The sequence below is a fragment of the Jannaschia marina genome (assembly GCF_013404595.1).
In the GTDB taxonomy this organism is placed as follows: Bacteria; Pseudomonadota; Alphaproteobacteria; order Rhodobacterales; family Rhodobacteraceae; genus Jannaschia; species Jannaschia marina.
Window position 1 is genome coordinate 36,395 of the sequence record NZ_JABVAX010000012.1, and the last position, 24,854, is coordinate 61,248.

The window sequence follows — 24,854 nt, forward strand, 5'->3', positions numbered from 1 at the left end:
TGCGGTGTCTGTGTCACTGGTCGCGGCCTCCGGGGCCGGCATCGAATGTCTTTGGCACGACGATCTTGAAGCTGCGTTCCTCGGCATCGGTGAAATAGAGGTCGCAGTCGTAGCCCTGATCGTCGAGGAAGCTGAAGACGCGGCGCGGCGCGTCGAGCGGGTAGGGCACCAGAAGCGTCGCGATGCGGTGGCGCGTGGCCTTCGGGAAGCGCGCGTGCAGGCAGGTCGAGACAGGCAGGCCCTCGTAGTCCTGCGGGTCGACGCCGGGGAAGCCCGTCTCCTGCGTCAGGTCGGGCGTGCCGGCCTCGGACCAGAGGAACTTGCCGTAGAAGCCTGCGCGTTCGCCCGTGTAGCGGAAGGTCGATTGCCCGAGCTGCATCGGCGCGTTCGCGTGGAGGAGCCAGTCGATCTCGACCGGCGCGGCGGCGTCGACCTGATCGACGATCACGAAGTAGCTGCGGTTCACGAAATAGATGTCGCGCAGGACCCGCTCGACGCCCGGGTTCAGCGCGGCATAGGCGGCGGTGGCATCGCCCTGGATATAGATGTGATCGGCTTCCTCGCGCGCGCTGACGATGCGGCCGGTCGCCGCCATGGCGCGGGCCTTGTCGCGGTCGGCGTATTGTCCCTTGCCGTCGATCAGGATCGCGTTCTTCGATCGGGTCTGTCGCCGCCAGGCCTGATGCATGGAGGAGTTGAAGGCGACGTAGTGCCCCGACTGGATCGCCAGGTCTTCGCCGAAGGCGGCGAGGCAGAAGGCGTTCTGGTCACCGTGGCTGTGGCTGACCGAGCCGAAGGGGGAGGACTTCATGACGAACTGGATATGCTCATCGGGGTCCGCCTGCGCCGTCTGCAGGGCGACCCAGCCGATCCCCCGGAACCAGCGCATCCCGTCCTCGGGCGGTGTGGCCTCTACGACGGGGAAGTCGGTGCGATAGGTCAGCTCGTCGAAATTGAAGTCCCACCAGCCCCAATTGTAGAAGGCCATTTCCGTGCCCGGGTCGTTGCGCCGGATCTCGTCGTAGTACCACTGGTAGGCCCCATTGCCGGTCACGCCTGCGAACTGGCGCAGGTTGTAGCCGATCTTGAGGCAGGGCAGGTCGCCCATGGTGCTGTCGTCGCCGAAGGTGGCGCGGCGGGTGTCGGGGGCCTTGGTAAAGAGCGGGAAATCTCCCGTCTTCTGGAGGAAGGGGCGCTGGTAGAGGTCGATGCCGGCGAAACCGCGCAAGAGGTTCGCGGCCTCGATCAGATAGGCCATGCCCGTCATCCAATAGTGCGGCCCCTCGGCCCAGCCGCCGTCGGCATCGCCCCAGGGCGAATAGACGGTCATCAGGAACTCGACCGAGTAGTCGAGCCAGTCGCGCGCCTCCTCCGCGTCGTCGAGCAGGGCGATGGAGGCGGGCACCAGCACCGCCGAGACGGCCCGGACGGCGTGACTGTCGAAGGGAAAGACCTGAATGTTGGCGTTGCGGATCACGTGGTCCGCCGTCTCGCGCGTGCGGGCGAGGAGAGCCGTGCGCACCGTCGCGCGCTCTTCCTCGGTCAGGACGTCATAGAGCCAGTCGTAGCCCCAGGCCAGCGCGACGTTCACGCGGAAGGCCCATTCGTCGGTATAGGCGCGGGACGTCGTGCCGGCGGGATTCCAGCCGGCGGCGGCAAGGAGCCAGTCCTTCGCACGCTCGGTCAGCGCGGCGTCACCCGTGACCGCGCCGCCGATGGCGAGGTGGCGGATCGCGTAGATCAGCTCCTGACAGTCGATGTAGGTCTGCCGCCAGATCGGAGCGGTCCGCTTGTGGCCGGGATAGCCCGCGGGCTCCGCCATGATGTCGCGGTCCATCCATGGCAGGACGGACTTCTCGAAGAAGGTGGACCAGGTGCAATGCTCGGGCTCGGTTGCGACGGCCTGGCGGAAATCGGCAAGGCGCGCGGGCGAGAGCCAGAGCCGGGGGTGCGCCATGTCGGCCTGCGCGTAGCGGGTGGCGCGGGGGGCGAGCGGCGTCTCGGGCAGGTCTTCGGCCAGCGTGAAGCTGCGGGTGGAGGACCAGTCGCTCGCCACCTGATCGCCGGACCAGACGGCATAGGCCCAGTGCCATGTCCCGTGAGCCAGCGGGGCATCGGGCGTGAAGAAGTTCAGCGGCAGGTCCGTGAAGGTCTGCGTGGCCTTCGCCGGGAAGGCCGGATCCTGCGACAGGCGGATCACGTAGCGGGCCTCGTCCTCGATCACCGGCAGCCAGGTGAAGCGCGGCGGGTTCTCGACCGGCGCGTCGCCCTCGGCGGGCGCGTACTGGATGTTGAGCCGGCCCGCGCGGGGCTCGTCGAGCGTGATGCGGGCGGGGGCCGTGGCCGCAGAGGTCATGTCAGGTCTTTCCCGGATGATCGCGAAGGAGTCGGGGCGCGGGTCGGCCGCGCCCCGGCGGTCTGGTCAGCCGCCGTACTGGCGATCGTAGGCGGAGTTCATCACCTCGATCACCTCGGCGTAGCCCATCTCGTCGAGCGTCTCGATGTAGCCGTCCCAGTCGGCGTTCACGTCGCCGTTGCCCAGGATCCAGCCCTGCTGCCGTTCGAGCATGTAGTCGCGGATCGCGGGCCAGTAGCGGTCGTAGACGCGCTGCTCCTCGGCATTGAAGGAGACGCCGAGGAACTGGTCGATCAGGTAATCGCCCGCGTCGTAGAGCGCGATGCCCTCGAGCGCGACCTCGTTCGTCCACTGCTCCTCGTAGGCGTAGTCCTGGAAGTAGCCGCGGGCATGGAGCTGTGCGCCGATCTCGTAGAGCTGGTTGTTGACCGGCTTGCCGTTGGTCAGGAACTCCTCGGTGAACTGCGGCTCGCCGTCGACCATCGTGTATTGCTGCCCCTCGACGCCGAAGTTGGCGAGGCGCCGGCCTTCGGGCGAGAACCAGAAGTCGAAGTACTTGATCGTCTCGACGGGGTGCTCGTTGGTGTGGCCGATCGCCCAGCCGTCGGGCTTGATCGGGATGCGGCGATGCTCCTCCATGCGCACGCCCGAGACCGAGGCCGGCGGGGCCATGGCCTTGAAGGCGAAACCGTCGACCTTGTCGGCGAGCGAGGCGTTGTAGCCGGAGGTGGAGGCGAACCAGTCATGGGTCATCCCGCCCAGGTTCTCCGACAGAAGGTACTCGCGCGAGGACGAACCGCGCGTGAAGATCTCGGCGTCGACAAGCCCCATCTCGTACCAGCGGGCGAGGTTGGCGATGCCCTCGCGGTAGCCTTCCTGCGCGTAGGGGTGCAGCACCTCGCCGTCGTCGACGTAGAAGTCGTGATAGGTGTCGGACCCCGAGGACCGGCCGTCCCAGAGGGTGACGAGCCGGATGAGCTCGGGCCACTGCCGGGCGAAATAAGGCACCTCGTCCTGCATTCCATTGCCGTTCGGGTCCTGGTCGCGGAAGGCGATGAGCACCTCTTCGAGCTCCTCCACGTTCTGCGGCACGTCGAGGTCGAGCGCCTCCAGCCAGTCGTAGCGGATGAAATAGGCGCGTCCGTATTTGCCGTCGGGCAGGTAGGGGATGTAATACATCTCGCCGTCGGCGGCCGAGATGGCGGCGCGGATCTCGGGCCGCTCCTCGAAGAAGGCGCGCATGTGGGGCGCGTGCTCCTCGATGAGGGCGTTGAGGCCGATGAACGCCCCCTCCGGTCCGTACTGGTTGACGAAGGCCTTGATGTTGCTCGACCCCACGATGTCGGGGATCTCGCCGGTGGCGAGCATCAGGTTCAGCGCCTCGGCCTTGCCCGTGTTCTCGTCGGTCCGTGTGTTCGCGCCCACCGTGGCGTCGACGAGGTGGATCCCCGTCATCTCGCGCGCGACGACCTCGACGGGCCAGTCCTCCTGGTAACGCGGATAGCGCGCGTGGTTCATCTGGATGGTCAGCTCCAGCGGCTCCTCCACGATCCGCTGGCTTTCCTCGGCACTGGCCGGTCCGGCCAGGCTCGTGCCCGCAAGAAGCGCGGCCGCAAGTGTCAGTCTTCGCATGTTGTCCTCCCGTTTTCTGCGAATGCTGTCGTCGGTCACTCCTTCACCCCGCCGAGAAGGATGCCCTTCTCGAAGTAGCGCTGGATGAAGGGATAGATGATGAGGACGGGGATGATGGAGCAGACGATGATCGCCGCCGTCACCGTCTCCACGCTATAGGGCGCGGTGACGAGCGTGGCCCCGAATTCGTTGTCGTCGGACAGGTTGACGATGGTGTGGCGCAGGTAGACCTGCAACGGGATCTTCTCCTCGTCCTGCAGGAGGACCATGGCCCAGAAGAACCCGTTCCAGCGCGACACGATGCAAAAGAGCGCGACCGTCGCGATGGCGGGCTTGGAGAGCGGCACATAGACCTTCCAGAGCACCTGGAAGTCGTTCGCCCCGTCCATGCGCGCGGCTTCCTCGAAGCTTTGCGGGATGGACTCGAAGAAGTTGCGCAGAAGGATCAGGTTGAAGCCGTTGACGGCGAAACCGATGATGATGCCGAAGTAGCTGTCGAGCAGCCCCAGGTCCCGCATGTTGAGGAAGAACGGGATCATGCCGGCGTTGAACCACATGGTGAAGGCCACCATCAGGTTCCAGAACCGCCGCCCGTAGAGCTGCGGCCGCGAGAGCGCGTAGGCCCCGGGGATGATGAAGGCGAGCGAAGTGATCGTGCCGCCGATCGTGTAGATGAAGGTATTGCCGTAGCTGACCCAGAACATGCGCTGGGACAGGACGTGCTCGTAGGCGGCGACGGTGGCGTCGATCGGTGCCAGGATGACGTTGCCCGCCCGCGCCTCGAAGCCCGAGCTGAAGGAGACGGCTCCGATGTAGATGAACGGATAGAGAGTCGAGAGCGCGAAGATCGTCACCAGGAAGACGTTGATCCAGACGAAGACCCGGTCGCCGCGCGAATAGAGGTTCATGTTGGCCATTTCCGCCCCCTCACCACAGCGACGTGCGCGAGTAGCGCCGCGAGATGGCATTGGCCGAGATCACCAGGACGAAGGCGACGACCGCGTTGAAGAGCCCGGCGGCGGCCGCGAAGTCGTATTGCCCGTTCTGGAGGCCCTGCCGGTAGATGTAGGTGTTGATGATGTCCGCCGTCTCGTAGGTGGCGGGCTGATAGAGCAGGATCACCATCTCGAAGCCGACTTCGAGGATGTTGCCGATCCGGATGATGAGCATGATGATGATCGTGGGCAGGATCGACGGCAGCGTGATCTTCCACATCATCTGCCAGCGGCTCGCCCCGTCGACGACCGCGCTCTCGTAGAGCGTGGGCGAGACGCCCGCGATCGCGGCGAGGTAGACGATGGAGCTGAATCCCGCCTCCTGCCAGATGCCGGTGCCGACGAAAATCGGGCGGAACCACTCGGGTTTCGTCAGGAAGTAGATCGGATCGAAGCCGAACCATCCGAGGATCGTGTTCACGATGCCCGCCGAGGGCGAGAAGGCGGTGATGACGATGCCCGCGATGATCACCGCCGAGATGAAATGCGGCAGGTAGACGATGGTCTGAAGTGTCTTCTTGAAGGTGCGCTGCAGGATCTCGTTGAACGACAGCGCCAGCAGGATCGGGATGGGGAAGCCGATCAGCAGGGAATAGAAGCTGATGAGGACGGTGTTGCGGATCGCGCGGAGGAACTGGTCGGAGGAGAAGAGCGTCTCGAAATGCTCGAAGCCGATCCAGGGGCTGCCGGCGATGCCACGAAAGACGCTGTAGTCCTTGAAGGCGATCTGCAGTCCGTACATCGGCTTGTAGAGAAACAGCAGAAGCCAGATGAGGGTCGGCGCGAGCAGGACGTAGATCTGCCACTCGCGGCGCAGGTGGTCGCCGACGCGCCGGGCGCGGTCGCGCCAGCTCGGGCGGCGCACTTCGGCCAGTTGCCCGGCCAGCGCCTCGGGGGCGGGACCGACGGTCTCGCCGGTGCTGCCCGAACTCATGCCGCCACCCCCTGGGCCGCCTGCCCCTGCAGCGCGCGCCCGGTTTCGGCGTCGAAGACGCGGACGAGATCGGGGGCCACGGTGAACCCGTCCGCCCCCTCGAGGTGCGCAAGGCTGCCGCGCGTGTCGGCCTTCATCACGAAGGGCGCGCCTTCGAGCGTCGCGTGGAGCAGGGCCTCGGAGCCGAGCGTTTCGACGAGGTCGAGGTCCACCGCGATGCGGTTCGGCGCGTCCGGGCCGGCGAGGGTCACGTACTCGGGCCGGATGCCGACGACGATCCGCCGCCCGTCGGCCCCGAGAAGCCCCGCAAGCGGCGGCAGCGGCAGGCGCTGGCCGCCGATCGCCGCCACCGGGCCGTCGGCGGTCGTGGCGACTTCGGCCTCCACCATGTTCATCGGCGGCGAGCCGAGGAATGACGCGACGAAGGTGTTGGCCGGGTTCTGGAACAGCTCCATCGGCGTCCCGATCTGTTCGATCCGGCCGTCGTTCATCACGACGATCCGGTCGGCGAGCGTCATCGCCTCGACCTGATCGTGGGTCACGTAGATCGACGTCGCGCCGAGGCGCTTGTGCAACCGCTTGATCTCGGCGCGCATGGCCGTGCGCAGCTTGGCGTCGAGGTTCGAGAGCGGCTCGTCGAAGAGGAAGACCTTCGGCTGGCGCACGATGGCGCGGCCCATCGCGACGCGCTGCCGCTGACCGCCCGAGAGATCGGCCGGCCGCCGGTCGAGATACTCGGTCAAACCCAGGATGCCCGCGACTTTCTCGACCGTGCGCGCGATCTCGGCTTTCGATTCGCGGCGGATGCGGAGGCCGAAGGCGATGTTGTCGGCCACGTTGAGATGCGGGTAGAGCGCGTAGTTCTGGAAGACCATCGCCACGTCGCGGTCCTTCGGGGCGACGCGGTTCACGGTGCGGTCGTCGATGGCCAGCGTGCCGTCGGTGATCTCCTCGAGGCCCGCGATCATGCGGAGTGTCGTCGACTTGCCGCAGCCCGAGGGGCCGACGAGGACGACGAATTCGCCGGGCGCGACCTCGAGGTCGATCCCATGCACGACCTGAAGCGCCCCATAGGCCTTCACCACGCGATCAAGCGTAACCCCCGACATCGACGTCCTCCCAAACGGGGCCGCGACTGGTCCGAGCGGCCTCTTGAAATGAAGACTAGTATCCTAGTATTGATTTTGGCAACCGCTAATTTTCGATCGGGTTGCCCAACGATGCAGCGTCCCGCCCTGATTGCCCCGTGACGGAGGCCGCCGCGCCGCCCGAGATGTCGACGCCCGATCAGCTCCGGGTTCAGGGGCATCTGATCCGGTCGACCTTCATGGGGTCGCTGTCGAAGGACATGGTCGTCGGGCCCTATCTGACGGCCTTCGCCGTGCAGGTACTGCTGCTCTCGAACGGCAAGATCAGCCTCTTCCTTGCCGTGCTGCCGCTCGTCGTCCTGCTGCGCTATCCGTTTCTCGACCGCATCCGCGGTCTGCCACGGCAGCGCGTCACGCTCGCCTCCCGCGCGGTGCAACTTGCCTGCCTGCTACTGCTGCTCGTGCTGCCGCAGGAGGCGTTGGGCCTGCCCGGGCTGATCGCGATCGCCGTCCTCTTCACCTTCGGCAACGAGTTCCTGCAAAACGCGGTCTGGACGAACTTCGTCGCCGAGGTTGCCGCACGGGGCGACCGTGGGCGATTTCTCGGTCGGCTGCGAACGGGCAAGCAGGCCTTCGCGCTGCTCTTTGCGCTCTTCGGCTTCTTCCTCGTGGGCGAGACGCTCGACCGGGCGGAGCACCGCATCCTTCTTCTCGTCGTCATCGCGCTGCTGCTCAACTCGGTGTTCTGGCTCCTGCGCGTACCGGCCACCGCACCGCCGGTGCAGATGCGCGGGTTTTCGGGGCGGGGGCAGTTCTGGTCGACGGTCCGGCACAGCCCCCTGATGCGCAGACCGCTCGCCATCGCCGTGCTGAGTGGCGTGCTGACCTGGCCGATCCTGAACGTCTACCTGTTGGGGGTGCTGAACCTTCCGGCGAACCTGCTGATGCTGATGACCGTCGCCTGGATGCTCGGCCCGATCTTCAGCGTCTTCCTCTGGGGGCGGCAGGCCGACGCGCTCGGCGAGCGGCGTATCTTCCGCGTCTATTTTCTCGGTGCCCTCGCGGCGCTGCCGCTCCTGCTGCTCGTCCCCGACTTCGCGGCCGTCGCCTCCGGGAGCGCGGCCTGGTGGGGCGGGGTCGCCGCGGTCCTCGGGATGCAGTTCGTGACGGGTATCCTGCTTGCCGGGCACCTGATGGCGACGACCATGTACCAGGCCCGCTACGTGACCGAGGGCGCGGGCTTCCACGCGCTCAACATCCTCACGCTGCTGACGCAGCTTGCCGGGGCGGGGATCGTTGCGCTCGGCGGTGTCATCCTGACGGCGACGACGGGAGACGGGGCGGGGGCCGTGCCGCTCGGGCCGATCTGGGTCGACGGGTTCAAGGCGGCTTCGATCGGGTTGCAGGCGCTGGCCTGTCTTCTCGCGCTCCGGGTCGTTCGGGGCATTCCCGATGGGTGACATGCGGACAGAGCGACCGCCCGGCCTTTACACGGTCTCGGGTGACGCTACGAAAAGGGGTAGCGGGACCAGTATTGGTATCCTAGTATGCTATTGAGTGATAGGGGACGGCATATGGTGGCACTGCCACAGGCGAGCGAGCGGCGGACGAGCGCGGATGTCGTGTTCGAGGATCTCTACGAGCAGATCGTGAGCCTCGACCTGCTTCCGGGCACGAAGATGTCGGAGGTCGAGATCGCCAAGCGCTTCGGCGTCTCCCGCCAGCCCGTGCGCGATGCCTTCAGCCGCCTCGGCAACCTCGGCCTCCTGGTGATCCGCCCGCAGAAGGCAACGGTCGTGCGCCATTTCTCGCTCGAGGGGATCCAGAACGCGCGCTTCATCCGCACGGCCGTGGAGGTCGAGGTGCTGCGCCGTGCCTGCCGGTCGTGGGACACGGCTTTCGATGCGCGGATCGACGACAACCTGGAGGCGCAGCGGGCCGCCATCGCCGCGAAGGACACCGAGGCCTTCCACCAGATCGACTACGAATTCCATCGGCTGCTCTGCGAGGCGGCGGGGGCGAGCTTCGCCTTCGAGACGATCGCGGCCAACAAGGCGCAGGTGGATCGGCTCTGCATCCTCAGCCTGAACGCGGCCGAAAGCATGGAGACGCTGCTGCAGGATCATATCGACATCATGGACGGGCTGCGCGCCGGGGACGCGGCCGCCGTGGACGGCGCGATCCGACGGCATCTGGAGCGGCTCGACCCGACGATCGAGACGATCCACGCGACCCACAGCGACTACTTCCAGGACTGACCCGCCGATGACGCGACGACTGACGGGGGTGGGTGAGTGCATGGTGGAGCTGTCGCAGGCTCCGGGCGGGCTCTACCGGCAGGGCTATGCGGGCGATGTCGTGAACACGCTCTGGTATGCGCGCAAGGCGCTGCCCGACGATTGGCAGGTGCGCTTCCACACCGGCCTCGGAATCGACCTGGCGTCGCGCGGGATGGAGGAGTTCCTGAATGCCGCGGGGATCGAGACGGATACGGTGCTGCGCGTGCCGGCGCGGCGGCCGGGGCTCTACATGATCCATCTCGACGGGGCCGAGCGCAGTTTTTCCTACTGGCGCGACACCTCGGCCGCGCGGCGGCTCGCATCGGACGAGGCGCAGCTGGCCGCGGGGCTTGCCGACAGCGACGTGATCTATTTTTCGGGTATCACTCTCGGCATCCTCGACGCGGAGGATGCGGAGCGCCTGCTGGCCGCGCTCGACGGACGGCGGCGGATGGGCGCGACGGTGGCCTTCGACCCCAACATCCGGCCCGCGCTCTGGTCCGACAGCGCGACGATGCGCGCCCGCCTGACGCGCGGGGCAGACGTTGCCGATCTGATCCTGCCGAGTTTCGATGACGAGACCGCGCACTTCGGCGACGCGAACCCGGAGGCAACGGCCCGCCGCTACGCCACGCGCGAGGACCAGACCGTGGTCGTGAAGAACGGCGCGCATGACGTGCTGATCTGGGACGGGGGCGCGGGTCGGATCGTAGAGACGCCGTCGGTCGCCGACCCGGTCGACACCACGGGCGCGGGCGACAGCTTCGCCGGCGGCTTCCTCGCGGCCCATGTGACAGGGTTCGATGTGGAGGCTGCGGTGCGCGCCGGGCAGGCCACGGCGGCGCACGTCATCCGCCATCACGGCGCGCTGGTCTAGGCCGCTTTCGTCGGCGTCAACGCGGCGCGGATGACTTCGGACAATTCGGTCAGCGGCTCGGCCAGCGGCGAGCTGCGCCGCCAGACCATGCCGATGGTCCGCCGCGGCCGGTTGCGGGCGAAGCGACCGACGGCAACGGGAGCGGTGCGGGTTTCGCTCGCGACGGCCATCTCGGGGATGAGGGTGACGCCGATGCCCGCGCCGACCATCTGCACCAGCGTCGCGAGCGACGATCCGTCGAGGCCGTGGCGCGGCCGGGCCTTGGGCAGGCTGCAGAACGACAGCGCCTGATCGCGAAAGCAGTGTCCCTCCTCCAGCAGAAGGAGGCGCATCGTGTGCAGGTCCGAGGGGTCGGGCATCGGGTGCTCGGCCTCCTCGGCAGGCCGCACGAGGACGAAATCCTCCGAGAAGAGCGGCACCTCGGTCAGCGCGGGCTCCGACACCGGAAGGGCGACCAGTGCGGCGTCGAGGCGTCCGTCGGTCATCTCCTCCACGAGGCGCGGGGTGATCGTCTCGCGGATGTCGAGGTCGAGCCCCGGATAGGCCCGGCCGAGCCCCGCGATGAGCGGCGGCAGGAGGTAGGGTGCGATCGTCGGGATGAGGCCCAGCCGCAACCGGCCCGAGAGCTGCCCGCGGGCGGCGCGGGCGAAGTCGCCCAATTCGTCGACACCGCGCAGGATCTCGCGTGCACGGCTCGCGAACGCCTCCCCGAAGGCGGTGAGTCGCACCTGCCGGGGTGTGCGCTCGAAGAGCGCGGCCCCGAGCGTCGCCTCCAGCTCCTTGATCTGGATCGAGAGTGCGGGTTGCGAGATCGCCGAGGCCTCCGCCGCGCGGCCGAAATGGCCGTGACGGGCCAGCGCCTCGAAATAGCGCAGCTGCTTCAGGGTGATGTTCATAATAATTTCAAGTTATCGAGCGAATAGGAAAATGCAACTTATACATATCAATTCGCGATGCTAGGTTCGAGACATCCAAGGGGTGTGGACCCCCCCTCAGACAACAGGAGATTCCCATGATGGACGGAAGCGACAGCGACGGAAAATGCCCGGTCATTCACGGCTCGACGCTGCACACGCTCAACCGCGGCCGCTCGAACCGCGACTGGTGGCCAAACCAGCTGAACCTCAAGATCCTCTCGCAGAACGGGCCGCAAGTCGATCCGATGGGCGAGGCCTTCGACTACGCGGAGGAGTTCAATAAGCTGGATCTCAAGGCGCTGAAGAAGGATCTGGCCGACCTGATGACCGACAGTCAGGACTGGTGGCCTGCCGACTACGGTCACTACGGCCCGTTCTTCGTGCGCATGGCCTGGCACAGCGCGGGCACCTACCGCACCGCCGACGGGCGCGGCGGCTCGACGAGCGGCAGCCAGCGGTTCGCCCCACTCAATTCCTGGCCGGACAACGGCAACCTCGACAAGGCCCGCCGCCTGCTCTGGCCGCTCAAGCAGAAGTACGGCAACCAGATCTCCTGGGCCGACCTGATGATCCTGGCGGGCAACGTCGCGATGGAGACGATGGGCTTCAAGACCTTCGGCTTCGGCGGCGGCCGCGCCGACATCTGGGAGCCGGAGGAAGACGTCTACTGGGGCATGGAGGACGAGTGGCTCGCGACGTCGGGTGGCCCGAACACGCGCTATGACACCGGCGAGGACGGCCAGGGCCGCTATCTCGAGAACCCGCTCGCTGCCGTGCAGATGGGCCTCATCTACGTCAACCCCGAGGGCCCGGACGGCAACCCGGACCCGATGAAGTCGGGCTACGACATCCGCGACACCTTCGCCCGCATGGCGATGAACGACTACGAGACGGTGGCGCTCGTGGCCGGGGGACACACCTTTGGCAAGTGCCACGGAGCGGGCGATGCGGCGCTCATGGGTGCGGAGCCGGAAGGCGCGCCGATCCACATGCAGGGCCTCGGCTGGAAGAACGGTTTCGAGACGGGCGTGGGCGAGCATACGACCACCTCGGGCATCGAAGGCGCGTGGAAGCCGAATCCGACGACATGGGACATGGGCTATCTCGAGACGCTGCTCGGCAACGAGTGGGAGCTGACGAAGTCGCCCGCCGGCGCGCATCAGTGGAAGCCCGTGGGCGATGCGATGGCCGGAACGGTGATCGACGCGCACAACCCCGACAAGACCCATCAGCCGATGATGACGACGGCGGACATGGCGCTGAAGGTCGATCCGGCCTACGCCAAGATCAGTCAGCACTTCCTCGAAAACCCCGAGGAGTTCGCCGATGCCTACGCCCGCGCCTGGTTCAAGCTGACGCACCGCGACATGGGGCCGAAGGTGCTCTACCTGGGCGAGGAAGTGCCCGAGGAAGATCTCATCTGGCAGGATCCGATCCCGGCGAACGACACCGCGCTGTCGGATGCCGATGTGGCCGAGCTGAAGTCGCAGATCCTCGCGTCGGACCATTCCATCGGTGAGCTCGTCAACGCCGCCTGGGCCTCCGCGGCCTCCTTCCGCGGCTCCGACAAGCGCGGCGGGGCCAATGGGGCCCGCGTGCGCCTTGCCCCGCAGAAGGACTGGGCGGCGAACCAGCCCGAGGTTCTGGCCAAGGTCCTTTCGACCCTCGAGAGTATCCAGAGCGGCTTCGGCAAGCCCGTGTCGCTGGCCGACCTCATCGTCTTGGCCGGAACAGCCGCCGTCGAGAAGGCGGCGAAGGACGCCGGGCACGACATCACCGTGCCCTTCATGCCGGGTCGCGGAGACGCGTCGGCCGAGCAGACCGACGTCGAGAGCTTCGAGCCGCTCGAGCCCAAGGCCGACGGCTTCCGCAACTTCCAGTCGCAGGAGTTCAAGATTTCGGCCGAGGAACTGCTCCTCGACCGCGCGCAGCTGCTGACGCTGACGGCACCGGAGATGACCGTGCTCGTCGGCGGCCTGCGGGTGCTCGACGCCAACACCGGCGGCAGCCAGCACGGCGTCCTGACGGATCGTCCGGGCCAGCTGACGAACGACTTCTTCACGAACCTGCTGTCGATGCGGACCGAGTGGACCCCGTCGAGCGAGGACGCGACGAGCTTCGTCGGCGTCGACCGCACATCGGGCGAGAAGAAGTGGACCGGCACGCGCGTCGATCTCGTCTTCGGATCGCATTCGGTGCTGCGCGCCATCGCCGAGGTCTACGCCCAGGACGATGCGGGCGAGAAGTTCGTGCGCGACTTCGTCAAGGCCTGGGTCAAGGTGATGAACCTCGATCGCTACGACCTCGTGGCGTAAAGACGGACGCCTCCATCGAGGCCGACAGGAAGGGCCCCCGCGTTCGGCGCGGGGGCCTTTTCATTGCTCAGACCATTTCTTCGGGAATACCGGGCAGGTTGCGCCCGAACCGCCGGGCAGGCCCCGAGGCGTAGGGCAGGATGTAGCCCCGCCGGTCGGCCGGCGCGCGGCGAACGTTTTCCCGGGCGCGGCCGCGCCAAGCCTCGACCGCCGTCTCGTGCGCGACGAACCGCTCGGTCAGGGCGCTGCGCAGCCAGTGGGCATAGCATTGCCGGCGCAGATCCTCGATCTGGATGCGGCTCGTCAGGGGCACGCCGGCCTCGGTGTCCCAGTAGAAGCTGCGCCCGTTGAGGTTGGCCGAGGAGACGATGGCGAGCGTGTCGTCGAAGATCGACAGCTTCGCATGGAGATAGATCAGGGGTGCGCCGTAGAGCGAGGGCTCCCCGCGCTTCGCCTTACGATGTTGGGCGGGTGACCCGATGAAGAGCCGATCCCCGAACCCGCGCCGCAGGATCTCGATGCATTTCGCCTGAAGGTACTCGCCGTAGCGCGCGTCATGCCCGCTGTTCCCCTGGAAGGCTACGTCATCGGGCCGTGCAGGCAGGATCAGGATCAGGCGAAGGTCGCGGCGCGCCCTGGCCCGCCGCGCGAGCCGGCGGGCGAGCCGGGTGTCGCGGAAGAACTGCGTTTCGAGGTAGATGAGCCGTTCGGCCCCGTCGATCGCCTCGGCATGGGCGCGGGCCAGCTCCGAGAGAACGGGGATCGGCGACATCAGGAACGCATGGCTCCGCCGCGCGCGTGAAACCGTGCGCAGGAGGCCGGGCGTCTTTGGCGCCGGCTTGCCCAGCGTCACGTCGACGAAACTGTCGAGGTGGGTCTCGGCCGGCGCGGCACCGGGTCCGCGGAGGAGAACCTGCAGGTCGTGCCACGTCTCGGAGGCGGGGCGGGCGTGATCGGTCGTGTCGTAGCGTCGCTCGTTGAGATCGAGGCCGCCGATGTAGAGCAGCTTGCCGTCGGCCACGGCGAGCTTCTGGTGGTGGGTCACGGGCGTCAGCCGCGGCATCTTCCATCGCCGCAGCGCGACCGTCCCGTCGGGCTCCGTGCGCCAGTATTTTTCGAGCGCGGGCAATTCGGAACGCGCGCGGGCGCGGCCCGCCGGGGTCTTGGCGTTCAGCTCCGCCGCGGTCCGCAGGAGATAGCCGCGGGCCCGTGGCCAGAGCACCAGCGCCGGCAGCCAGCCGATGCGCGCGGGATGCAGTGCCGCGCGGACGCGGAGCAGTTCGGGTCGGCCCGAGATCTCGCCCGCGGCGACGATGAGGCGATGACAGCGGGTCGCGCGGGCATGGTAGTCGGGGCGCACGACCGCTTCGAAATCGCTCAGCGTGATGTCGAGCCGGACCCCGCGCGACAGGGTGTGCGCGATCAGGTCCACCCATGTCTCTCCGATCGCGCGGGCCTCGGGCGAGCGCAACGCGGTACGGGGGTCGAAGATACGGAAGCACATCGCCACCCGCTCCTCGGCCTGCAGCACCATGCGCTCGAAGGCGGGATAGGCCTGGGCTGCGGTCAGAAGGGGGGTTAGCAGGTCGTCGGCACCGTCCGCGTCCGACCCGAGCCCCGGCATCAGAACGTCCCCGGAGCCGGCGCGAATTCCGACGCCGTGAAGGTCACGTGCAGATGGTATCGTCCGTCGGATTCGTTCACCTGCGTCTCCGCGCCGAGCTGCGTCGCGAAGGCCTGGATCAGCCGCCGACCCATGCCGCGCGGCCGGGTCGGTTTCTCGCCGCAGCCTGCCGAGTTCTCGCATTCGAAGATGCAGGTCCGATCCTCGAGCTGCGTGAGGCGCACGCTCATGAAGCGGCGCCCCCGCGTGTCAGCCGCCGCCGGCATGTGTTTGAGCGCGTTGATGACCGCCTCGGAGGCCAGGAGGGACATCGGCACGGCCTGGTCGGGGTAGAGCCAGATCCCCTCGATCTCCGTCTCGACGTCGAGAGGGTCGCCGTCGGCGTTGATCTCGATTGTCTTCCCCACGACTTCCTGCACGAGATGGCCGACGTCCACGAGTCCGGTCTCGTTCGTCTGATAGAGGTCGCGGTGGATCGTCGCCATCGACAGGACGCGATCCTGCGTCTGTCGCAGGGCCTGTTTCGCCTCGTTCGACGCGACTTCGCGGACCTGCATGTTGATGATCGAGGAGATGAGCTGAAGGTTGTTCTTCACCCGATGGTGGATCTCCTTCACCAGCACCGATTTCTCGCGCACCGCGTTCTCGAGGCTCGCCTCGTCGCGCACGAGTGCCGCCGTCATCCGCAGGAAGGCGCGCTGGATCCGGCGGATCTCGGTCGGGGGGTCTTCCATCGCTTCCGCATCGGGCAGCCGGCGCGCGGCCGTGAAAAGCGCCATCTGCCGGCCCAGCACCTGGAGGTGACGCGTGACGAGCCGGTGGACGGCGATGAGCGCGACGGCCAGCCCGGCCAACCACATGAGCGCGGGGAAGAAGGCCGTGATGACCTCCCCCTGCGTCTGCAGCGCCAGACCGGCGGAGCTGTCCCAGATGCCGAGCGCATAGACCTGGCCCGGCTCGATCGTGGAGACGGTGTAGATGCGCTCCGTCCCGCTGCGGTCCATCAGTGTCAGGGCCTGACGTTCACCGGCCAGGAGGTTCGTGAGCGACCGGTTCTCCGGCAGGACGGCATCGGCGGCGTCGCGTTCCCCGGTGGTCGTCAGGATTTCGCCCAGGTGGTTGAAGGTGATGAGGCTGACGAGCGACTCCTGCACCTCGTCCTCGTCCGGCGGACGCAGGACGGAATGCGGCACGGACAGCGTGACGTAGCCGAGGAAGGTCTGGCTGTCGTCGGAGGCATAGACCGGCATGCTTACGATGAGGACGGGGATGCCGGAGATCGGCGCGTTGAGCTGCACCGAGACGGAGGGCGAGGGTTCCGCCATCCTGGCGCGGAAGGTCTCGGTGTTCGAGAAGTCGAAGGGCTCCTCGATGGTCGAGCAGGTCATCATGCCGTCGAGCGGCAGGAATCCTCCGAAGCTGAACAGGTCGGAGCCTGTGACGGCGCGGCGCAGCAGCGCGCTGCATTGCTCGGGGTCGTCGAGCAGAAGCTCTATGGAATTGGCCAGGACGCGGGCCGCCCCCTGCGCGTAGTTCAGAACCTCGCGCTCGTTGACGGCCGCCTGCTCGGTCAGCGCCAGCAGATAAAGCTCCGCATTGCGCTGCGATTTCACCGCAACGTTCTGTGTCTGCATCACCGCGACAAGGCCAATCGGGAACAGCGCGATGGACAGCAGCGCCGCCATGCGAAACCGAAGGCTCTTGTACCAGGGGTCGGGAATATTGCCCGTCGGTGTCAGCGCATCACCCCGCCGCCGCCCGCGACGACGGCCATCGTCGCGTTGTCGGTGATCTCGAGCGGGCTGTCCCCGTCGAGCGACAGAAGCTCGGTCAGGCGGGCGCGGCCGCGATTGGCGCGGCTCTTGATGGTGCCGACCGCAACGCCGCAGATCTGAGCCGCATCCTCGTAGGAATGACCGGCGGCCCCGACCAGCACCAGCGCCTCGCGCTGTTCGTCGGGCAGCATCTCGAAGGCCTTCTTGAAATCGCTTAGGTTGAGGTGGCCGTCGTGGTCGGGCTTCACCGACAGGCTGTCCGTCATGATCCCGTCTGCATCCGACACCTCGCGGTTCGCCTTGCGGCGGCTCGAGTAATAGGTGTTGCGCAGGATCGTGAAGAGCCAGGCCCGCATGTTGGTGCCGACCTTGAACTTCTCGATGTTCGTCCAGGCCTTCACGACGGTATCCTGAACCATGTCGTCGGCGGTGGCACCATTGCGCGTCAGCGACAGGGCGAAGGCGCGCAGGGCCGGCAGATGCTCGAGCATCTCCTCCCGCGGGTCCGGGGCCGCGCCGCTCACTGGCCGCCTCCGGAGGCTTCGTTCTTCTCCGCGTCCTGTGCCTTGAGCACGGCCAGCAAATCCTTGAAACGGTCAGGCAGCTCTTCCTGAACCAGGTCGGAATAGACCCGCTTCAGGTTGTCGTCGATGAGCGCCGAGATCCGTTTGTCCACTTCGTTATCGGGGTCTGTCATTCTGCTTCACATTAATTCTTGCGCAGGTTTTTTACTTTTTCCGGAACCAAACATGATCCGGCACGGTTCGGTTCCAGAAATAACGAAAAAAGGTTTTCGACATATGTCGTCTGCACAAGGGATAGCCGATCTTTCGGATCGGATCGCAGCCGAACTCCCCTATCTTCGTCGCTACGCACGTGCCCTGACGGGCGCGCAGACGACGGGTGACAAGTACGCGATCGCGACGCTCGAGGCGATCCTCCAGGATCGCGGCATCTTCGACGAGGCCAAGCATCCGCGCGTCGCACTCTACAAGTGCTTTCACGCGATCTGGTCCACGACCGGTGCCCCGACCTCCGCGGGCACGGGCGACGGTCCGGCCGGCCGCGCAGCCGACCTGATGGCCGAGTTGCAACCAAACACGCGCGAGGCGCTTCTGCTGTCGACCGTCGAGGAATTCTCGAACGAGGACATCGCGACGGTCATGGATCTCGACCGGGAAGAGGTGACGCATCTCATTTCCACGGCGCGGTCCGACATGGAGTCGAGCATCAAGGGGCGCGTCATGGTGATCGAGGACGAGCCGATTATCGCGGCCGACATCTCCGCCATCGTGGAGGACCTCGGCCACAGCGTCGTCGGGGTCGCACGGACGCGGGACGAGGCGGTCAAGATGGGCAATTCCGAACGCCCCGATCTGATCCTCGCCGACATCCAGCTGGCCGACAATTCCTCGGGCATCGACGCCGTGAACGACCTGATGGTGAATATGCCCGAAACACCGGTCATCTTCATCACGGCCTTCCCCGAGCGTCTGCTGACCGGCGACAAGCACGAGCCCGCCTTCCTGATCTCCAAGCCCTACAAGGAGGATCAGGTCCAATCCGCGGTAAGCCAGGCGATGTTCTTCGCCTCGACCGAGACCCTGCGCGCCTGACCCCCTTCCCTGCGCAGAGCAAACCCCGCATCAGGTTCTGATGCGGGGTTTTTCGTTCGTGCAATCACGGCTTCCGTATCGCTATTCGTTCGGATCGCTCCGCAGCAGAAACGCACCGAGGCCGATGCCCGCGAAGATCGTCGCGAGCCAGCGACCCATGTCCGAGGTCGCGAACGGCCCGAAGCCGAATCCGGCCGAAAGCACCGCTAAAACCAGAAAAACAATGGTCCATGTCATATTACGCCCCTTTTTCAGGTCGTGCACGCGGGGCCGTCCCGACCGGCCCTGCCCGCAAGGGTCAATCGAAGGGCGAACGCCACGGGGCTACAGATGTTCCAGGGCCGGGCCAGGAAGTTCCCGGAACTTCCGAACCGGCCATCCGTTGCTATGTCGAGCGACATAACGTCAGCGGCGCTCAGATGCCGCGGACAGATGCGAGAGGTGCCACATGGCTACCAAATGCGACAAATGCCCCCTGCGGGCCCTGAAGATCTTCGAGGAGTTCACGGTCGAGGAGCTGCGGTTCATGAACCGGTTCAAGGTGGGCGAGCTCACCATAGAGCCGCAGACCCGCATCCTTATGGAGGGGTCCAATGCGCCACAGCTCTATACGGTACTCGCCGGACAGGGCACGCGTTCGAAGAAGGTGGGCGACGACGATCGACGGCAGGTGCTGAACTTCGTCTTCCCCGGAGATTTCCTCGGCCTTCAGGCGGGGGTCATGGGCGAGATGGGGCACACCGTCGAGTCCGCCACGTCGATGACGCTCTGCGTCTTCGACCGCTCCGAGATCTGGTCGCTGTTCAAGAGCCATCCCGATCGGGCCTACGACCTGACGTGGCTGGCCGCGTCGGAGGAGATGTTCCTCGGCGAGGCGCTCGCGACGATCGGTCAACGCTCGGCCCTCGAGGCGGTGTCCTGGGCGATGCTGCGTCTGCTGGAACGGGGCGAGTCGCTCGACATGGCGCAAAACGGGCGGATGCCGCTGCCCTTCCGCCAGCAGGATCTGGCGGATGCACTCGGACTGTCGCTCGTCCATACGAACAAGACGCTGGCCAAGCTGAAGGAACGCGGCCTCGTCACCTGGGCCGAGGGACGGTTGACCGTGCACGACAAGATCGCGCTGGCCGAGGCGGCCGCGGCCGACGACCGGCCGGAGCGGACGCGCCCGCTGATCTGACCCTAGGGCCGCTGCCACCCGATCCGAAAACGGGCCCCGGGCCCGTCGAGCAGCTGGATCGCGCCGCCATTGGCCCGCAGGAGCGCTGCGACGATGGCAAGGCCCATCCCCGTGCCGCCGGTATCGCGGCGGGTAGTGAAGAACGGCTGGAAGATGCGGTCGCGGTTGCCTTCGGAGATGCCGGGCCCGTCGTCCTCCACCATCAGGATGCCTTGCGTCGCCGTCAGGGTGACGCCTGTGGCACCATGGGCCTCGGCGTTGGCCAGAAGCTGCTCCAGGATCGCGCGCAGGCCCGCCTCCGCCATGGGGAGGGGGACGTCACCGCCCGCGATCCGCAGATCGAGTGGTGTCTCGAGATGAAGCGCGGACAGCGTCGCCGTGCCACGGTGATCGGCCTCGCGCGCGCGGGTGATCTGCGCCAACGCGGACAGCTGGCTCTCGATGCGCTGCGTGCCCCTGTCGATCTCGGCGAGCAGGCGGCGGTCCTCGGTATCTAGCGTGCCGTCGGCCAGAAGCTCCGAGGCCGCGCGGATGGCGGCGACGGGGCTCTTGAGTTCGTGGGTCACATGATCCGCGAACCCGCGCACCGAAGTTTCCCGCGCGTGCAGGACGCTGGCCATATCGAGAACGGAGCGCCCCATCTCGTGCAGTTCCGTGGTCCCGTAGTGTCCCGGCGGGGCCGGCATGTGTCCCGGCCGCGCGCGCACCTCGGCGGCGAAGTCCGACAGGGCGCGGACAGGCCGCAGGATCAGCCGTTGCATCAGCACCCAGGGTACGACCGTGAGCGAGGCGATGGCGAGGATGAGCGTCGCCGCAGCCGGTCGGAACCCCATGACGGGCGCGAGGTAGCGCAGCGCGATGAGGCCCAGGAAAGAGACGACCAGCGTTCCGGCGAGCGCGCCGCCGGTCACGAGCCAGAGCGACGGCCGCCAGCGTCTCACGGGGCAAGCCCGATCCCGACACCGTGGACGCTGCGCAGCACGGCGGGCGCTCCGGCCTCGCCCAGCTTGCGGCGCAGGTTCCGCAGGTGACTGTCGAGCGTCCGGTCGGACACGCGGCTGCCGACGCCCCAGATCCGGTCGACGAGAGCGGGGCGCGAGATGATCTCCTCGGGGGCCTGCATGAGCGCGCCGAGGATTTTATGTTCCGTCCCCGTCAGTTCGACCGCCCGTTCGTTGACGGTCAGCCGATGCGCCGTACGATCGAGCGTGAGTGGCCCATGGGTCAGGACGTCGGAGGGTGCCGGCGCGGCGCGCTTCAGGATGGCGCGGATGCGCGCGACGAGTTCGCGCGGCGAGAACGGCTTCGTGACGTAGTCGTCCGCCCCGAGTTCCAGCCCGACGATCCGGTCGACCTCGTCATCCTGCGCCGTCAGGAAGAGGATCGGGACGTTCGACGTGGCGCGGATGCGGCGGCAGACTTCGAACCCGTCCATCTCGGGCAGGCCGACATCGAGCACGATCAGGTCGGGGGCTTCCCGCTGTGCGTGGGTCACGGCCTGACGCCCGGTCGAGGCGGTCAGCGTCTCGAACCGTGCGCGCGTCAGGGCCAGGGAAACGAGGTCGCGCAACTGAGGGTCGTCATCGACGACGAGGATCTTCATCTGTTGCCCCTCTCTTCAACCTGATCGCGGTATAGACGACAGCCGGGCGGTTGCGGAAGATCCGCGGCCGGCGAAGACCGGGGCGATCACCCGCCCCGGTCTCGTCACAGGATCAGGTCATCCTCCCCCAGGTCGGGAACACCCAGTAGATCGACCGAGAAGTCCGACGCGCGATCTCCGTCGATGTCGACGTAGAGCCGTCCGATGCTGTCGTTGTACCGCACCTCTCCGGCGGTGCCGGTGTAGCTCGACACGAAGGTCAGATCGCCGAGCCCCGTCAGGTCGATCCTGTCGGTGCCGGCGGCGAAGTTGCGAATGGTGTCGCGGTTTCCGTCATGGGTGCTGTCGCCGATCTGCTCGAAGACGAAGACATCGGCTCCGGAGCCTCCGTCCATGAAGTCGGTGCCGGTGCCGCCCTCGATCGTGTCGTTACCGGCGCCGCCGAAAATGCGATCGTCGCCGCTACCGCCCTGGATCTCGTCGTCGCCGTTGTTCCCCGCGAGCACGTCGTCGTCGGCACCGCCGAAGATCCGATCGTCGTCGTTGGCCCCGCGGATCGTGTCGTCGTTGTCGCGACCGAGAAGGACGTCGTCGCCGTTGCCGCCCGAGATCTCGTCGTGACCGCTGTCGCCGAAAATCGTGTCCTCGCCATTGTTGCCGAAGATCAGGTCGCCACCGCTTCCCCCGTTGATCCGGTCGTCGCCGTCGGCACCCACGATGCGGTCGGCGTTGGAGCCGCCGTCGATCGTATCGTTGTCCGATCCACCGACCACGAAGTCCTCACCCGAACCGGCGCGGATCTCGTTCTCGCCGGAGATGCCGCGAAGCGTGTCGTCGCCGGTGTTGCCGAAGAGCGTGTCGTCGCCGGCGTCGCCACGGATGCTGTCGTCGCCGTCACCGCCGGAGATCCGGTCGTCCCCATCCCTGCCGGCGATGGTGTCGTCGCCGTCGCGTCCGACAAGGAGGTTGTCGCCGCGGTTTCCGTCAAGGAGGTTGTCGCCGCCGTCACCGCGCGCCGTCGCGTCGATGTTGCCGACGAGGTCGATGCCCTCGAAGGTACCGGTGAAGCCCTCCCGGAGGCGCGCGAGATCGAGCGTAAGGCCCGAGGCGAGAACATCGAAGTCGCCCGGAGCACCGGTGGCTTCGTTCACGGTGTCGGCGAGATCGACGTAGTAGACGTCATCGCCCGTGCCCCCTTGCAGGACATCGGCTCCGGCCCCGCCGATCAAGGTGTCGTCACCGCTGCCGCCGACGAGCCGGTCGTTGCCGCTGCCGCCGTCGACGAGATCATCACCGGTGCCACCGTTGATTGCGTCGCTGCCGCTGTCGCCCATCAACGTGTCGTCGCCGCCGTCTCCGTTGATCGTATCGAGGCCTGCTCCGCCGATCAGGACATCGTCGCCTTCGTCGATCGCGTCGTTCGGGACAGTCAAAGAAACCATGACCTGCGTCTCGTCGCTGTCGGACGCCACGAGCACCACCTCGATCACGTCACCGGCCGAGGTCGAGAGGCCTTCGATGGTCGCATTGTACTGAAGCCCGAAGGGAGTGAGGGCGAACTCAGATCCGTCGATCGTCTGTGTGAGCACACCGTTGACGTAGACCTCCAGCCGATCGACCTCTTCCGTGTCCACGGGCGAGCCGGTCAGCCCGGAAGTCACTTCCGAAGGGAGCAGGACACGCGTGGCGCTGTTGTTGGAAATGAAGTCATCGACGAGGTCGAGACTGTTCATGTTGGCGTCCTGGCCCAGTCCGAAGACATTGATCGTCGCATCGAGCCCGTCCGGATCGGTCAGTGTCGCCACTTCGTCGGACAGCGCGAAGGTCGAGGCGTCTCCGTCGGAAATGAAGTAGATGACATTTTGTCCGTCGCCCATGCGCTCCAGCTCCTCGATGGCGAGCTGCAGCGGGTCTTCGAAGTCGGTGCCGCCACCGGCCCGGAGCGACGAGAGTGCGCCGTTGACGTCGGCAAGCGCCGTGCCGCGGAAGATGGTATCGGCGGAACTGTCGAAGGTGATGATCGCCACGTCGGACGAGGTGAAGCCCGCGTCGACCACGGACTCGTTGAGCGACTGGAAGGCAGAGATCGTCCCGTCGATCAGTTGGTTGTCGGCCCCGTCCCCGTTCTGGTCGGCGACGAACTCGGTTCCCGAGAACGTGCCGCTCATCGAGCCGGAGGTGTCGATGACGTAGACGATGTTGAAGTCCGCGCTCGTCTGCGCGGTGCGGTTGATGATGCCGTTGATCTCGATCGTGCTGCCGTCGGCGCTGTCCGGCAGGGTCACCGTAAGGGCAAGGTCCTGACCCGTCTCCGCGACGGTCACCACGTCCGAGGCCGTCTGCGACAGGTCGCCGTCGCCCTGTAGCAGGTCGTCGCCGTCGCCGCCGTTTACGACGTCGCTTCCCTGGCCCGCGTCGATCCGGTCGTCCCCGTCCTGCCCGATGACGAGATCGTCGCCGCTTTCGGCCGCGATCGTGTCGTCCCCCACTGTGCCGACAAGGACATCGCGGCCGTCGGTGCCGTCGATAAGCGAGGCTTCGGGGTCGATGCGGAAGACGGAAATGGCGTCTTCATTGAAGCTGCTGACGACGACGAGCCCCTCGCCGTCGATCTCGACGAACTCGATGTAGGACGTCCGGCTGAGCTGAAAGCTCTGATCGTCTGCGTCGAAGACGCTCTCGTTCTCGGTCAGGCTGCCGTCTGCAACGATCTCGAAGATGGTAAAGCCACTGTCGCTTTGCCCAGTCGCGGCGAGGTAGTCCGTACCGCCGAAGCTGAAGATTTCGAGGTCATTGACTCCCGACAGGGCAATGTCCTGCGTATCGGTGTAGTTGAAGGCATTCGTGAGCGTGCCGTTCGCAGCGACTTCGAATACCGATAGGCCCGCGTCACTGCCACCGCCGACATAGAGATAGAGCGTGCCGTCGATTTCGATCGCTGCGACGCCCTCGGCCCCGTTGATCTCGAGCGTCGCATCGTCGCCGATGCTCGACAGGAGCGACAGGGTCCCGTCTGAACCGAGCTCCAGGACAGTGACGGCGTCATCGTTGAAACCTGTCGCGAAGACCAGTGAGCGACCCTCGTACTCGATGAAGGTGGTCGCAGCGATCCCGTCGAAACCAAAGCCGAGTTGCTCCGTGTCGTCGAGGTTGTCCGTGTTCGTCAACGTTCCGTCCGAGCCGATCCGGAAGACGCTGAGCCCGTCGTCCCGATTGCCATGCGCGATCAGAAAGCTGCGCGACCCGACGGTCGCCACCGTCAGTTCGCCGAACACGCTGTCGAGCTCGAGCGTCGCATCGTCGAAGACCGTCTCGATGGTGGTCAGCGTCCCGTCTTCGGCCACTTCGTAGGCTGTCACGGCATCTGAGAACTCGGCGCTGGCATAGAGGAAGGTGCGCCCGTCGATCTCGACCGAGGTAAAGCCGGAAACACCGCTCAGCCCGTCACCGCTCACGCGCACGATCGTATCGACGGGCGTCAGTGTCCCGTCAGCGGACAACTCGTCGATACTTATCGTGCTGGAATTGAAGGCAGCGGTATAGACGAAGGTGCGATCGCCGATTGTCAGGATTTCGATGCCGTTTGCACCGTTGTAGGTCGACGAGTCGGAGCGCCCGTCCGAGAAGACGAGGTTGGAAATTGTCATGAAGTATCCCCTTTGT

20 protein-coding genes are annotated in these 24,854 nt (G+C 66.5%); 6 read left to right on the top strand and 14 right to left on the bottom strand.

What is annotated here, in order from left to right:
* Positions 1-13: 13 nt before the first annotated feature.
* The 5 genes from HSX43_RS15770 to HSX43_RS15790 all read right to left on the bottom strand — a co-directional run bounded on the left by HSX43_RS15770 (position 14) and on the right by HSX43_RS15790 (position 7,026).
* Entirely contained in the window at positions 14-2,356 is a 2,343-nt protein-coding gene (locus tag HSX43_RS15770; protein WP_179381098.1) for a DUF4962 domain-containing protein, read from the bottom strand.
* 66 nt (positions 2,357-2,422) lie between these two features.
* Positions 2,423-3,988, bottom strand: a complete 1,566-nt coding sequence (locus tag HSX43_RS15775) for a type 2 periplasmic-binding domain-containing protein (RefSeq protein ID WP_179381099.1) — start codon at positions 3,986-3,988, stop codon at positions 2,423-2,425.
* Between the two features lie 35 nt (positions 3,989-4,023).
* The gene (locus tag HSX43_RS15780) at positions 4,024-4,905 is read right to left on the bottom strand and encodes a carbohydrate ABC transporter permease (protein WP_179381100.1); all 882 of its coding nucleotides are present in this window, start codon (positions 4,903-4,905) and stop codon (positions 4,024-4,026) included.
* 10 nt (positions 4,906-4,915) lie between these two features.
* Entirely contained in the window at positions 4,916-5,917 is a 1,002-nt protein-coding gene (locus HSX43_RS15785) for an ABC transporter permease (protein ID WP_179381101.1), read from the bottom strand.
* Positions 5,914-7,026, bottom strand: a complete 1,113-nt coding sequence (locus tag HSX43_RS15790) for an ABC transporter ATP-binding protein (protein WP_179381102.1) — start codon at positions 7,024-7,026, stop codon at positions 5,914-5,916. Before HSX43_RS15790 ends, HSX43_RS15785 begins: the two co-directional genes overlap by 4 nt.
* A gap of 137 nt (positions 7,027-7,163) precedes the next feature.
* On the opposite strand from HSX43_RS15790, the gene HSX43_RS15795 reads away from it, so the two are divergent.
* From HSX43_RS15795 to HSX43_RS15805, 3 genes are all read left to right on the top strand, one after another.
* Positions 7,164-8,465 (top strand): hypothetical protein, encoded by a 1,302-nt coding sequence (locus HSX43_RS15795; protein ID WP_179381103.1) that lies wholly within the window; start codon positions 7,164-7,166, stop codon positions 8,463-8,465.
* Positions 8,466-8,579: 114 nt separating this feature from the next.
* Positions 8,580-9,263 (top strand): GntR family transcriptional regulator, encoded by a 684-nt coding sequence (locus HSX43_RS15800; RefSeq protein ID WP_179381104.1) that lies wholly within the window; start codon positions 8,580-8,582, stop codon positions 9,261-9,263.
* Between the two features lie 7 nt (positions 9,264-9,270).
* The gene (locus HSX43_RS15805) at positions 9,271-10,161 is read left to right on the top strand and encodes a sugar kinase (protein WP_179381105.1); all 891 of its coding nucleotides are present in this window, start codon (positions 9,271-9,273) and stop codon (positions 10,159-10,161) included.
* Here HSX43_RS15805 and HSX43_RS15810 read toward each other — a convergent pair.
* Positions 10,158-11,060 (bottom strand): hydrogen peroxide-inducible genes activator, encoded by a 903-nt coding sequence (locus tag HSX43_RS15810; RefSeq protein ID WP_179381131.1) that lies wholly within the window; start codon positions 11,058-11,060, stop codon positions 10,158-10,160. The genes HSX43_RS15805 and HSX43_RS15810 overlap by 4 nt on opposite strands.
* A 116-nt stretch (positions 11,061-11,176) precedes the next feature.
* Here HSX43_RS15810 and katG point away from each other — a divergent pair, with 116 nt between their 5' ends.
* Positions 11,177-13,393, top strand: a complete 2,217-nt coding sequence (gene katG, locus HSX43_RS15815; protein WP_179381132.1) for a catalase/peroxidase HPI — start codon at positions 11,177-11,179, stop codon at positions 13,391-13,393.
* A gap of 67 nt (positions 13,394-13,460) precedes the next feature.
* Here katG and HSX43_RS15820 read toward each other — a convergent pair whose 3' ends face one another.
* The 4 genes from HSX43_RS15820 to HSX43_RS15835 are packed head-to-tail and all read right to left on the bottom strand — an operon-like array spanning position 13,461 to position 17,489.
* The gene (locus HSX43_RS15820; RefSeq protein ID WP_179381106.1) at positions 13,461-15,017 is read right to left on the bottom strand and encodes a phospholipase D-like domain-containing protein; all 1,557 of its coding nucleotides are present in this window, start codon (positions 15,015-15,017) and stop codon (positions 13,461-13,463) included.
* Positions 15,017-16,702 carry a sensor histidine kinase gene (locus tag HSX43_RS15825; RefSeq protein ID WP_179381107.1) on the bottom strand — a complete coding sequence of 562 codons (1,686 nt, stop codon included), beginning with the start codon at positions 16,700-16,702 and terminating at the stop codon, positions 15,017-15,019. The genes HSX43_RS15820 and HSX43_RS15825 overlap by 1 nt, the downstream gene beginning before the upstream one ends.
* A 50-nt stretch (positions 16,703-16,752) precedes the next feature.
* Entirely contained in the window at positions 16,753-17,316 is a 564-nt protein-coding gene (locus HSX43_RS15830; protein WP_328795438.1) for an RNA polymerase sigma factor, read from the bottom strand.
* Positions 17,313-17,489 carry a NepR family anti-sigma factor gene (locus tag HSX43_RS15835; protein WP_179381108.1) on the bottom strand — a complete coding sequence of 59 codons (177 nt, stop codon included), beginning with the start codon at positions 17,487-17,489 and terminating at the stop codon, positions 17,313-17,315. The genes HSX43_RS15830 and HSX43_RS15835 overlap by 4 nt, the downstream gene beginning before the upstream one ends.
* Before the next feature lie 103 nt (positions 17,490-17,592).
* Between HSX43_RS15835 and HSX43_RS15840 the strand changes: the two genes are divergently transcribed.
* Positions 17,593-18,408: a response regulator gene (locus HSX43_RS15840; RefSeq protein WP_179381109.1), complete on the top strand. Its 816-nt coding sequence runs from the start codon at positions 17,593-17,595 to the stop codon at positions 18,406-18,408.
* A gap of 81 nt (positions 18,409-18,489) precedes the next feature.
* On the opposite strand, the gene HSX43_RS15845 is transcribed toward HSX43_RS15840, so the two are convergent.
* Positions 18,490-18,672: a DUF1328 domain-containing protein gene (locus HSX43_RS15845; protein WP_179381110.1), complete on the bottom strand. Its 183-nt coding sequence runs from the start codon at positions 18,670-18,672 to the stop codon at positions 18,490-18,492.
* A 184-nt stretch (positions 18,673-18,856) separates the two neighbouring features.
* Between HSX43_RS15845 and HSX43_RS15850 the strand changes: the two genes are divergently transcribed.
* Positions 18,857-19,588, top strand: coding sequence for a Crp/Fnr family transcriptional regulator (locus HSX43_RS15850; RefSeq protein ID WP_179381111.1), 732 nt, complete (start codon positions 18,857-18,859; stop codon positions 19,586-19,588).
* A gap of 2 nt (positions 19,589-19,590) precedes the next feature.
* Here HSX43_RS15850 and HSX43_RS15855 read toward each other — a convergent pair whose 3' ends face one another.
* The 3 genes from HSX43_RS15855 to HSX43_RS15865 all read right to left on the bottom strand — a co-directional run bounded on the left by HSX43_RS15855 (position 19,591) and on the right by HSX43_RS15865 (position 24,838).
* Complete coding sequence (locus HSX43_RS15855; RefSeq protein ID WP_179381112.1) at positions 19,591-20,529, bottom strand: sensor histidine kinase; 939 nt, start codon at positions 20,527-20,529, stop codon at positions 19,591-19,593.
* On the bottom strand, positions 20,526-21,191 hold the full coding sequence (locus tag HSX43_RS15860; RefSeq protein WP_179381113.1) for a response regulator transcription factor: 666 nt from the start codon (positions 21,189-21,191) through the stop codon (positions 20,526-20,528). Before HSX43_RS15860 ends, HSX43_RS15855 begins: the two co-directional genes overlap by 4 nt.
* 104 nt (positions 21,192-21,295) lie before the next feature.
* Positions 21,296-24,838: a VWA domain-containing protein gene (locus HSX43_RS15865; protein WP_179381114.1), complete on the bottom strand. Its 3,543-nt coding sequence runs from the start codon at positions 24,836-24,838 to the stop codon at positions 21,296-21,298.
* Positions 24,839-24,854 lie beyond the last annotated feature (16 nt).